Origin of the sequence: Peribacillus sp. NPDC097198 (assembly GCF_044762055.1) — a bacterium.
Classification (GTDB): Bacteria; Bacillota; Bacilli; order Bacillales; family DSM-1321; genus Peribacillus.
This window is the reverse complement of the sequence record NZ_JBIWDO010000001.1, coordinates 346,878-359,743: the sequence shown is the minus strand read 5'-3', so window position 1 is coordinate 359,743 and position 12,866 is coordinate 346,878. Positions and strand designations below refer to the sequence as shown.

At 33.7% G+C, this 12,866-nt stretch carries 8 protein-coding genes and 1 pseudogene; 7 read left to right on the top strand and 2 right to left on the bottom strand.

Annotated features, from left to right (window positions below):
• Positions 1-331: 331 nt before the first annotated feature.
• Positions 332-1,225, bottom strand: a complete 894-nt coding sequence (locus tag ACIQXQ_RS01715) for a tyrosine-type recombinase/integrase (RefSeq protein WP_402954768.1) — start codon at positions 1,223-1,225, stop codon at positions 332-334.
• A 9-nt stretch (positions 1,226-1,234) separates the two neighbouring features.
• Entirely contained in the window at positions 1,235-2,182 is a 948-nt protein-coding gene (locus ACIQXQ_RS01710) for a helix-turn-helix transcriptional regulator (protein ID WP_402954765.1), read from the bottom strand.
• Positions 2,183-4,204: 2,022 nt separating this feature from the next.
• Here ACIQXQ_RS01710 and ACIQXQ_RS01705 point away from each other — a divergent pair.
• The 7 genes and pseudogenes from ACIQXQ_RS01705 (at position 4,205) to ACIQXQ_RS01675 (ending at position 12,820) form a co-directional block, all read left to right on the top strand.
• Positions 4,205-5,659: a hypothetical protein gene (locus tag ACIQXQ_RS01705; protein WP_402954762.1), complete on the top strand. Its 1,455-nt coding sequence runs from the start codon at positions 4,205-4,207 to the stop codon at positions 5,657-5,659.
• A gap of 74 nt (positions 5,660-5,733) precedes the next feature.
• Positions 5,734-7,617, top strand: coding sequence for a hypothetical protein (locus tag ACIQXQ_RS01700; RefSeq protein WP_402954759.1), 1,884 nt, complete (start codon positions 5,734-5,736; stop codon positions 7,615-7,617).
• An 822-nt stretch (positions 7,618-8,439) separates the two neighbouring features.
• Positions 8,440-8,610 carry a recombinase family protein gene (locus tag ACIQXQ_RS01695; RefSeq protein ID WP_402954756.1) on the top strand — a complete coding sequence of 57 codons (171 nt, stop codon included), beginning with the start codon at positions 8,440-8,442 and terminating at the stop codon, positions 8,608-8,610.
• A gap of 34 nt (positions 8,611-8,644) precedes the next feature.
• Positions 8,645-9,598, top strand: a complete 954-nt coding sequence (locus ACIQXQ_RS01690; protein WP_402954753.1) for a recombinase family protein — start codon at positions 8,645-8,647, stop codon at positions 9,596-9,598.
• 116 nt (positions 9,599-9,714) lie between these two features.
• Positions 9,715-10,041 carry a hypothetical protein gene (locus tag ACIQXQ_RS01685; RefSeq protein WP_402954749.1) on the top strand — a complete coding sequence of 109 codons (327 nt, stop codon included), beginning with the start codon at positions 9,715-9,717 and terminating at the stop codon, positions 10,039-10,041.
• A gap of 138 nt (positions 10,042-10,179) precedes the next feature.
• A pseudogene (locus ACIQXQ_RS01680) lies at positions 10,180-10,312 on the top strand (IS1595 family transposase); the annotation flags it as partial.
• A 438-nt stretch (positions 10,313-10,750) separates the two neighbouring features.
• Positions 10,751-12,820 (top strand): SpoIID/LytB domain-containing protein, encoded by a 2,070-nt coding sequence (locus tag ACIQXQ_RS01675; protein ID WP_402954746.1) that lies wholly within the window; start codon positions 10,751-10,753, stop codon positions 12,818-12,820.
• Positions 12,821-12,866 lie beyond the last annotated feature (46 nt).

Genomic DNA, 12,866 nt, shown 5'->3' with positions numbered 1-12,866 from the left:
CCAATCTCACTTCATATTCTATTGAAAAATTAGATTTGGCTGTTCTCTAAAGGAGCCAATTAACCAATTGATCTGGTCAAGCATTATCATCATCCTCTACATTATTAAATCTATTTTCAATATAATTTATCCTTTCTAAGAAGAATTTTTGTGAAGTGAGAACCTAATTTAAATTCATACTTTTATCTTAGATACTGTTTTCTTTTTATGTTTTTTACCAAATAATTTTATTGTGGTTTTTTTATAAATAAAATCGTATAAAAAAATAAATAAAGTCAATAATAATAAAAAAGGATAAGGAACAAGTCCTTATCCATATTTATACGATTTATTAAGGAAGCAGATTAAGTGAATCCCTTAAATTATCAACATTTAGTTGTTGGTACCTTGCAGTTGACCGTGGGTCTTTTTGTCCCAAAATGTTTGAGATAAATTTCTGGTCTACTTTTGCAAGGGTCAAATGGGTTGCTGTACAGTGTCTAATTATATGAGGTGTAACTCTTTTTTCAATGCCAGCAAGGTTTTTAACCCGTTTTAAATGTAATCTAACGGTGGTATGGTCAATATATTCTCCAGGATTTCTTGGTGAATGGAAGACAAAAGGATAAGCCGGTGCTGGATGATTATTTAGGAATGTCTCCATAATAGGTTTAAGCTTATTGTGTATAGGGAGGTATAAATCTTCACCGCCTTTAATTCTTGGGAAGTAAATTTTATTGTCCTTAAGATTTACATTTTTCTTTTCTAAACTTATCACTGGAGTTATCCGGCTTCCTGTGTAATAGAGAAAAGAAAATAAAGTAAAGAAGTATAAAGAATACTCCCTAGCTGTCAATAATAATCTTTCCATTTCTTGAATATCCAATATAGGAGGTAATGGAGTATAAACCTTTTGATGTCGTATCTTGGCGGCTACATTTTCCTTAATATTTAGCTCGTCCACTAAAAACCTATAAAAAGATTTTAAAGTTGATAAATGTCTATATACTGAGTTTGGCTTATAAGCTCTTTTATCCTGTAAAAAGACCATATAATCTAATATATCGTTACGTGTAACTTGTTCAAGCATTATTTTGCCTTGATATTCTCTATAAATAAACTCATTAAATATCTTAAGATCTTTGCTGTACCCAATAATAGTTTGTTCGGAGTAGTTGACTCTTTTAAGATATTTGATAAATTTCTTTACATAGATAGGCAAGTCATAATTAGGACTAAAAAACATTTATATCACCTATTTAAAGTAATTTTCCACAAAGGAAGCCTCAAGTTCAATATTTTGTAATGGTACTCCCTGTGATGAAAGTAGAGATTTGACTTTTAAAGCTATTTCGGAAAGGTTAAATATCCTGACGACCTGTAATGGCACGTTTTTATAAATACTACCTAAATTACCGTTTTTACTCTCCTTATGCACCCACCCAGGAATCAGATTAATAAACTCTTCCATAGGGAATCGATCTTGATACCGCGTAGTAATCGATAAAAAATCATTGTTACTATTAATCGTGAAAAAAAACGCTGTATTGCTTAAATGCAATTGACCCTCAAACTCAACAGTATCCTGTCCTTTGCTTCCAGTCGAATCATAACCTGGTAAGATTCCTTCCTTTAACCACTTATTTGTTGTTTTCAACATAAGTTCTTTCAGTTCCTTATGTGTATATCTGGTAATGAGATTACTAATAGTAATATCAAGGAAATTGTCTACTTGTTCTTCAATATTTTCCTGGATTTCTTCAGAATGATACGATAATTTTCGAACAAGTGATTGAACGATTGGATTGCTACCGAGAAGTTCTAACAGCTCTAGAGTTTTAGGATCCCTTGTTATCATATTTAGTATATTTTCTAAGTTGGGTATATCCTCGAGGAGAGTAACTAAGTCTGAGGTAGCAGCTTTGGTTGGTGTTGAATTATTATGTTTCGAGTCTACTTCATCGATATGATTCATTTTTTCCTTTTCTAAAAGCTCCATCAAATCATTAAACTCAAACTCTGTATAAGTATCGCTAAATGTCCTTAAAAATTCTTCGGATATCCGCTTTTTATTTTTTAGAATTTGGTTAATATATGAAGTTGTATAGTTTAGGGATTCTGCAATTTCTGTTTGAGATAGTTTCCTCTCCTTTAAGAAACTGTTTAAAAACTCGCAAATATTACTATAGCTTTTAATTCTCACTTTATTCACCTCCTTATTATCAATCCATTTTTAACTATTAGTAGGTTTTTTATTCATTAAATTTAATAGAAGTCAGCACCTAGAGAAAAAATCTTCCTGAATCAGGGAGGACCTTTAATGTCTTACCCAAAGATGAAATTAAGAAATAGAATTTTATTCAATGTAAAAAACCCCTAGGGCTGTGGCCCAAAGGGATTTTTGTATTTTTTGTAACCTAGCTCATTATTTTATCTTACCGGCTTTTTGGAGCTGTTCCTTTAATATAGAATATAAGCTGGGATTACCCCGTTTAGAGGTCGGGTTATCTGTCACACTAGTTAACTTACCATTCACATTCATATGAATATGCCCTGTTTGATCATTCATCCATATATTTAATGGGACAGAAAATAGTTTTTTTATTAGCTTCTGTTTTCATATCAATTTTCCAACTGTTTAGCGAAAAAAGAGGAATTTGATACTTAAATGTATAATTTTAACAGATATTGATGTTAAATATTAGTAACTTTGAGCTGATTATATGATCACAGAAGAAGATGAACTGAATTGGATAAGGCAGGTTTTAAGTAGCGATTTCCATTCCGATTCTAAACTAACAGAATATAAATTGGGTTGGTTAAAACTGGTTTTAGGTGAGGATTATGAATATGATTCTACTACACTATCGGCACCCTATGTTCGTCTAAAAAAAACCAGTTTGAACGCAATACAAATAAAGAAATTGTGAGAAAAATCTTAGATGTTCTTAGAGAAAAAATAAAAAAATTTACTCCACAAGAGTTGCTTGAACTTAAAAATAAAAATGTAAGAGATAGCAAGGGTATTGAAGATTTCGCTGGTATTTATATCATCCATAATCGTGTAAATGATACGTTGGACAATCCGATAGCGTATTCCGCAGGGCTGCACTTTCTTCAAGACCACACAGGAAATTCTGAAATATATAATATTATAGTTTAGGAGACACATTCAGTATTAGTTTAATCCCTTTAGAGGATACCTCATTTTCATCTTTAAACGAGTTAGAGGATAATGCTATTAGGGCTTATGATTCATTTCCAAATGGTTATAATAGGATGCTAGGAAATATAATGGATAAACCTTTTTTCAATAATGACGATTACCAAAAAGTTGCGGACTTAATATTAAATAAGATAAAAGGAACAGAATCTTTTTTTAGCCTATCAAATGACCGTAAGAGATGGCACTCACCTCTAGCTTATTATTAGAACTTGAATTGCCAAACAATCTACATTTCATTAAAGGTAAGGTGATAAAACAGTATCAAAAGGCTAATAAAAAATTAAGAAATAATCAAGAAAAAATCAAGCCCTCTTCTTCAAGGGTGCGTTAGTTTAATAAGAACGGCTTCTTCGACAGCCTTTTTGTATTACTTATCAGTATTTGTTCTAAAAGGAATTCGAAAAGCCATTATAGAAACATATTGTAATACTCAATCACTTGGAGGATTTGTTTTGAATAAAAGGAAAATACAACTAATTGATCTTGCTGTTACTCTCATTTCAGCATTTATCCCCTGCGATCGGTATTAACAATGGTGGGTAACCACGTATATTTGGTTTTCCTACTGAAGTTTACCAAAAATAATACTCAAGATATAGGTTTGTCAGCATTAAAACCTAAATTGGATACCTCCAGTTCCGAAATAACATACACGAGGTTGACTAGGAACTCTATTTCGCATCCAAATGATATTTTATGGATAGAATTAAAGTGTTAATGTTCTTTGTGACCTTCGTAGATTATTGCGAACTCCAATATCTCTTTATCAACTACTATAAGAATAATTCATAAATGATAACAATAAACAAAATGTTCAAGGAATAAAAATCTTCTTGGACCGTAAGCTCTGCTAGAAAGCAGGGCTTTTTTGTATATCTCTTTAATCTAATACTTTTAGTTAGTATCTTCTAAACGGATACCAAAATAAAAATTGTTTACTCTTTAGATAGGTATATTATGGTAACATTAATTCGCATAGATAATATAGGGGGACTAGCTTTGGATATAGAAATAATTAAAAAGAATGATACTTACATACCGAATAAATATGAAGTAGAAAGGAGCAAAAGGTTAAGAGAGCAAAGTAATATACTAGCCCGTATAAAAAATGTAACAATCTTTATGTTGATCATAATTTTTTGTGAAAAAGTTATTTTAGAACCCTTGCAAATCAGTTTTAAATGGACACAAAGTACATATGTTTATTGGTTTTCAGTATTTATTGTATTAATTTACCCAACTCAATTTATTTATAAGATAAGAATTTTTACTTGGGAAATGTTTTACAAACGACTGAAATTCCCTCGTGATCATTTTTCTAAGCTACTCAGTGTTAGTTATCCTCTTTTCTTAGCAGCTTTTTTATATGTGCTTAACAGAGGCTTTAGCTTTGAAATAGGGAACGATTTTTGGAAAAACCTTGAATTTGAACATAAGCTAATAATTCCAATTTTATTAGGATTCCTATTAAATATTATCATTTCAGCTTTTCCTGGTTATGTATCATACCGCTTAGTATCTATTGTAAATAAGGAACTAGCAAAAAAATTCCCACCAGATAGTACGGAGAATGAAATTAATAAAGATAAGAAAAAAAGTACATTGGTAGATAAAGTAGAAAGTTTAGTAAGAAAATGTAAACAGGTAATTATTTTTGTAGTTTCTCCAACTTTTGTGTATGCAAAATGTTTTAAAGACAAACTTGAAAGAGAATCGTTACAGTATATAACTGTTGAGTGCACGAGTAAGAAATGTTTTAAAGGAAAACTTGATAAAGATGATAAAGAAAACCGATGTGAATGTTACTGGGAAACAATTCAGAATCAAAAACGAGATATTCTTCAGTATATTAATTGGATAAACCTATTACTTGTAATCTTTTTGTATTTCCTTTATGGATTCTTGTTCCTATCAAAGGTTGGATTTTTTGTAGAGTTGTTCTTAGTAACTTTTATTTTGCATTTTATATCCCGTTCAATTGAGATTGTTTATGCATTTTACATAGACGTGGTACGGGTAAATTTGCGTGTATTCGTAAACGCGGAAAATATTAAAGTTATTAATGAATGGAGAAATTCTTCACTGCAAAAGAGTACTAGAATATCATTAGCTTTCCATTCCCTATTAGAAGTAATTATCTCTTTTGTAATTATATATGTAGCTTATATTTATTTTAACGGTAGTTTTCATAATGGTAGTATTGATATTGACTTTAGTTATCCACTTAAGTTGTCAGATTATTATAGCTTGTTAATGTATAGCTTTTCAGTATCCGTCTTCAATGTATCCTTAATAAATCATAAGAACGATTTCTCTTGGTTAATTCATATCTGGCAGGTTGGATTAAGTATTAACCTAATTATATTATCCTTAGCATATTATATTGGTATGGATAACAAAATGACTAAAAAACAAGCGACATATTTCTATAATTTACATCGGAATAATAAGTAGAAGTACATTTCAAACTTTTTAAATATCATTGAATAATTCTTACAGCCACTACACAAAATAGATCTGACGAATCATTGGTTAAATTGGTAAATTTATTGGTAAGTGCGATTAACGGTAAAGACATTGAAGTAGTTTTCAATAAAGAACTTGATAAACTAACTGCTGAAACAAAAGCTAACTTCGAAATTTCTGTAAATAACGCATCTGCTTTAGCTTCTAGTGCATATACTGTAACGCTAGATGAAAAAGATGCTAAAAAAGTTCACATTACACTAGCTGATACTTCTGCCCTTGATAATGGTGCTTATGTTTCTATAAAAGTTAAAAAAGAGGTATTAGATACTAAATTGAAACCTCTTGCTGAAGATACAACTAAAACTTTAACTTTTGTTGACAACAGTGCTGCTAAAATCGAGAAAGTTGTAGTTGATGGAAATGACTTAAAAGTTACTTTTAATGACTACGTATCAGCTGTAGGTTTAGTGAAAGTGAATGGTGTTGCAAAAACTCCTGTAGTTGCTACTTCACCATATACTAAAGTAGTTACAGTAACTAATGGTGCTCAAGGTCTTGGAAATGGAACTTATACAGTACAGTTAGCAAATGTTGAAGATATTGCAAACATTAATGGAACTGGAAATACTAACGTAACTTCTTTCGCTAATGATAGCTTTGTAATCTCATCTGAAACTGTTGCCCCTTCTGTAAGTAAAGTGGAAAAAGTAGACGCTAATACTTTCAAACTTACTTTCAATAAAGATGTTACTGTACCAACTGTGACTGCTAAAAAGGGTGGTCTTGACTTAACTGTATCAGCTGTAAATGCGACTGGTGATGCAAAAGTTTGGACAGTTGACGTAGCAGATAACGGTGGAGTTAAACTTTACAATACTAATGAAACACTTGCATCACTTGCTGTAAATGTTTCTGGATTCAAAGCTGTTTCTAACAACGTTGTTGGGGATGCTTCTAATCATACAGTAACACTTTCACAAGATACTGAGGCTCCAACTGTACAAACTCGTTTCAGCGAAGTTGCTCATGACGCTGTTAAAGGTGACGTATTCCATATCTATCTAAACGAAGAGGTTACTCTTGAAGATGCGTCTAAAATTGTAGTTACAGATAAAGATGGAATAAGAAAAACTGTAACTGGAGCAGCTGTTATCGCTGATGCAAATGGTGATGATACTATTCTTGAAGTTGAAGTAACTGGCTTACAAACTGCTAATAACTTCCCAGTTGGTAACTATACTGTTTCTCTAGGTGCAGGTGCTATTGCAGATCTTTCTAGTAACAAAAATGTTACTACTTCTGTAGCGCTGGCTAAAACAGGAGCAGTAGTTTCTGACCTAAGTGTATCTGCTAGTGCATCTGGAAATGTTATTACAATTCCTTACGCAACTGATATGACTAATAGTGCATTAGATAAAGCTAACTATGCAATTGATAATAAATCATTACCAGCTGGAACTTTGGTATACTTTGATAGTAATAAACAAACTGTCAAAATCGAACTTCCTGAATCTTCAATTTTAAATAATGACGATATAGCTCTTTCAATTTCTTCAAATGTCGTCTCTACAAGCGGAGCTAAATTGAATGCTGCTTCTCGTAACCAAGTAGTGTCTGGATTGGTAGACAACGTTAAACCAACTCTAGTTTCAGCTAAGAAATTAACTTCAACTACAATTGAAGCTACTTTCAGTGAGAATCTTGCACCTGTACTTGACCGAGCTTCATCTCAAAATGATTTTGTAGTTAAAGTTAACGGAGTTAACTTCACAGTTACTGCTGTAACTGATGGATCTGCAGGCGACAAAAAAGTTGTATTAACAGTTGATCCTTTCAACGTAGACCAAACAATAACTGTAGCTATGGCTGATAGTGCTATTGAAATTGCGGATATCGCTACTAATACTGCTACTGCTAAAACTTCTGTAACTGCAACAAAATAATTAAGATACTCAATCAAGTTTAAAATAGTTTTCTTGCAGTATATAATGAGACGTCAGACTGTAGGCAAATTCGATGTAAATCGACTTTGCCTACAGTCTTTTTTTTGTTTCAAGAATAGAAGCATTAAAATTTGAGGTGATAATGATGCTTTCGAAACATAATTTATACATTGAGATCAACTTGAAGTGATTACATTGGATCAATGGGTGCCAGCGAGCTATTTGGTTAGTAAAAATGAGGAGGTAATTGATTTTTTATGATCTGGTGAAAGATATGTATTCCGAGGTGGTCGCCCTAATATCGAAATAGTTATTTTGTTAAACTTGCATTCATTTAATATACCTCTGTTATTTGTTTAATGTGTTAAATAATTGAAGAGGTTGATATAAATATGGCTTACCGTTGATTCTTAAGTTACGATTTTAGGAAAAAGCACCTCACTTCTCAACGTACGTAAAAAATATGAGCATGTGGGAGAACTTAAAACAGAATACCAATGATAAAAGTAAACGCAAAAGCTGCGTAACATGAAGAATGTTGCGAATAATACGAAGGAATGACCTATGTGGCTCTATGAAGGTGAAACCTTAGCAAGGCTCTTTTTTGATTTCATATTTTTCTTTCTATCTTTACCCCTAAATTTAATGTATAAAATCCTGCTAATTGATTATCCTAACCACCAATAATGATGTTTTCTCAATAAAAAAGTTAACAAGATTAGGAGTTAATGATTAACTGAATTCTACTAGCAAAAACAATCTATGTAACTACTTCTTTGTTAATCGTTAACATAGCCATATGTTTAAGGAGATGAATCAGATATGAAATCAAAACAAGTCATTGCGTATTATCGTAAATCAACGAATCCACGAGGGAAAAGTGATGAAGAGGGGGTGGCTTATCAACAAAGTAGAATTCGTGAATATGCGAAGGACAATGAACTCACGATTATAAAGGAATTTTTTGATGTCGGTGTAACAGGGAATCATTGAAAATAGACCAGAACTTTTAGAGATATTTCATTATTTGGGTGAAACTGAAGAGAAGATAGAAGAAATATTGTTTTACTCTATTGATCCGTTCGGGAGGGATACGCTAATCAACATCAATTTGTTGAAAAATGTGATTGAAAATGTCGGTAAAGCTACTTTTATTAGAGAGATCCTATCAACAGGTGTAGAGCACTTTAATATGTTATTTCTCCTTTATTCAGGTGTGGCTCAAAGCGATCATGAAAATTTATTAAAGAATCTTAAAGATAGTAGGAAGGCAAAGATTTTAAGCTATGGAAATTTTGATGGAAACTATACTCCATTAGGTTATAGAGTTGATCGACCGAGTAAAAGGCTAGTCGCAAAAGCAAATGAATATTCTACAGATGAACTAGCCAAACAAGAATTAACCATTCTTGAAACAATTTATCGTTCATATTTATTTGGAAAATCTCTACGTCAAATTGCAAAAGATTTGAATAATCGATTTGGCTATACAAGGAGAGGGGCTAACTGGCACTATAAGTCGGTCCGATATATCTTAGAAAATTCCGCTTACATCGGTGTTTTATCTGGAACCTTAGAGGGGACAGAACATTATTATCGAGAAGATAGTAATATTGAAGCACAAATAAATCCTATTATCTTTGCTCTGGTAAAGAAGAAGTTAGAGCATGAAAAGTCAGGCAGGAAGAGAAAGGACACTAAGTACTTTCCAGTCCTTATGCTATGTAGGTATTGTGGACACTCTTTGGACTTTAAACAAGAGAAGATTGTCTGTGAACAGTGTCAGACTGAAGAGGATGCCAATATAGTTATGTTATGTACTAAAGCAAAATTAGAAGACTATGCAAACGACAAGCTTTGTCATGGGGTACTACAAGGGATTCGAGAAAAGCTGATTTTGTACTATAAAATCAAGTCTTGGGAGATGGAATCAATCCTCTCTAGCTTATTTTTGGCTAGCCTCAGTATAGTAAACTTCTAATTGTTAAGTAGTTCATATAAAGAGTATAATAACACGAACGCACATTCTTTATAAAAAATTTATCATTTTAGAATATAGGGCGTTAAAACTTTCATGTCTAAAGGGGAACGATGAAAATGAGAAAAATAGTTGTAATATTGAGCTCTTGTATGATTTTTGCATTATTATTAGCTGGTTGTGGAGCTGATGAACCAGACTATACAACTGAACAATTTGAATCTGCACTAAATAAAGGAGATAACTTGGAAGGGAAAACTGTATCAGTTAAAGTAGATGAGATTGTACCTGATAGTGCTTTTGGTTACAATATCGAGACTGGAGAACATTTGAATTTCGTGTCAACCGACAATCCGAAGGTTAAAAAAGGAGATGAAGTAGTTCTGAAGGCCAAGGAAGTAAAGAGTGTACTTGGCTCATTTATTATTACTTATGAAAAGCAGTAATTTGATCAAAGAAATGTTTCATCAACAAATGAACGCATACGAATCCGCAATGGATTACGTATGCGTTTTTATTGTAGAGAAGAAAATTTGATAAGAATTAACAATCAAATTTATTGTTGCTTTTAAGGCTGAACATGGCGTGTAAAAGCTGAAGAGTTTGATGCAGTGAATGGGAAGTATATTCATCCATCTTCTATGCTTTGTACGGATACAACTACTTACTACCAAAAGGTTCTCTAAAATCAAAGGTTTACAATACCAAACCATCAATAAACGTCAAAGGCCACTATTATTCATTACCGAACATTCAGTATCTTTCCTAGACTACGATGCGAGATAGCAAATTTCTAATGAGCTTGGAAGATATACTTTGAATAGTAAATACCCAAGAAATACAAACCTCTTTAACATTCCCTTCATTTAAAAAAACGCGAACAAAATTGGAAAAATAAACCTAGAATTAAATAAACCTCAAGAAATAATAACGTAATTCAGAAGGATAATAATGAACACATCAAGAAGTTAACAGATAGGCTAATTACATGCCTAGATAATTAATACGTATAGTATGAGCTGGCCTGCTAGAAACCACTGTTCGTGTCTAATTTACTATACACCTCTTAGAATTTTACTAACTTTGCCGATATTACTAATATAGCAATCTATCGAAATATTTATCCATAAACCAGTATAGAGAAGAGGCGGTAGTATGAGAAGTTTGAGGTATATGTGCGTGGCTTTCTTTATCGTTTTTTTTACATTTCCTGCTTATGAAGAAGCGGCAGCGGAAGAGTCTACAGAGATGAAAGTGAAACTGAAGAACTACTTGGGTAATCAAACATCCGTGACGGTAACGGCAACAGGTGACTATCTAACATCTGATGGTGCACTCTTTATCAAGAGTGGGGAGGAACTGACGGTTAAAGTGGAGACCGGAAGGCTGGTTGTATACAAGAATGCAAAGAAGCTAGAAGCATATTCTTCGTTTACCGTTACACCGGTTAAGGAAGATTCTCTATTAACCATTAATAACCGCCCGTATCCAGGATCACTGGAGTTCACTGTTGAAGGCGGTTATGTACGGCCAATCAACCATGTTCATATTGAAGAGTATGTAAAGGGAGTCGTTCCTAGGGAAATGCCAGCCCTATGGCATATTGAGGCCTTGAAAGCCCAAACGATTGCAGCCCGTACCTACGCACTCCGTTTTCAGTCTAAGGTGATCGATGATACGGTTTCTTACCAAGTATATGGAGGAGCCGACGGTCATGACCGCTCTAATTTGGCGGTGGAACAAACAAAGGGGCTTGTTATCAAGCATGATGGAAAGTTGATTGAGGCGCTTTTTTCTTCAAGCAATGGCGGCATGACGGAACTGAATTCCAATGTCTGGACAAGCGGTAAACCTCTAGCTTATCTGGACATTAAAGAGGATCCGTTTGATCCGAAAATAAAATGGTCGGTTTCACTGGATAAGCAGCAAATTGATCTTTCCAAAAAAGATTTATCGAAGCCGGGAGATTGGTGGACAAGTGTTAAGGAAAAGGATACAGCCGTCGTTCCTAACTTGAAAAGTTGGCTTCAAAGTAATGGCTATAACAAAAAGGATATTAAAATTACGGATATTCCTGTTTTAGCTTTATCAGATAAAACTTCTGGAGGACGAGTGACAAAGGGCTCCATCCAATTGAATTTCTATTTGAAGGATATGCTTGATGAGAAAGGCAAATTAGTACAGCAAACAGTTACGGAACTGAATGTCCCTGCTTCAAAGATCCGGGCTATGGTAGGTACGGATAAGATGAAGAGTTATTTAGTAGTGGATTCCATATCAACCAATTCGGAGAGAGTTTCCATAGATGGGCTAGGTTTTGGCCATGGGGTTGGAATGAGTCAGTATGGAGCGAAATATAGAGCTGAATTTGGCCAAACGTATCAAGAGATTTTAGGATTTTATTACCCGAACACGACGATTGTAAGGGAGTATGCCGATGCTGAGCCTGTAGTGAATAAGGATACAACAGCACCGAGCATCACTGCTGTAAAGGCGACAGAGGATTATTCTAATAATAAGGTCGGCATTACGTATAGTATGAATGAAGATGCGATCGTTTCCTTAACGATTAAAGATGGCATGGGAAATGTTGTAGCCACTCCTGTTCGTGAACAAGCCTTGAAAAAGGGGAGTCAGTCCGCTACATGGAACATAAAAGATGTCAGTAGTGGAACTTATACCGCAGAAATTATCGCAACAGATCGAGGCAGAAATAGAAGTACGGTAATCCGGGCGATTAAGGTAAGCAAAGATACGACCGCCCCGAAAATTACAACCATCGACACATCAGGGAATTACAGCACTGAAAAGGCAAGCATTTCGTATCATATAAACGAAGATGCTAAAGTGACGGTGCAAATCAAAAATAGTAAAGGGGTAGTAATTGCCACTCCAACTAGTGCAAAATCGTTGAAGAAGGGGAATCAGTCGGTTACATGGGATTTTAAAAATGTATCCAACGGTACGTATACAGCCCTCATCACTGCGAGTGACGCAAGTGATAACCAAAGAACCGCTACAACGAAAATCAATATTAAGAAAACGACAGGGAAAGTGACCGCAACTGTTTTAAATATACGAGAGAAGGCCAATACAACTTCGAAGATTGTCGGTAAGCTTAAGAAAAATCAGACCGTCACAATCTTAGCGCAACAAGGGAACTGGTACAAAGTGAAGTACGGTACTAAAAGCGGGTATGTATCCAAAACCTATATAAAAAAATAACGATTCGAGACGCCATTTCATTGAGAGATGGCGTTTTTTTGAATAA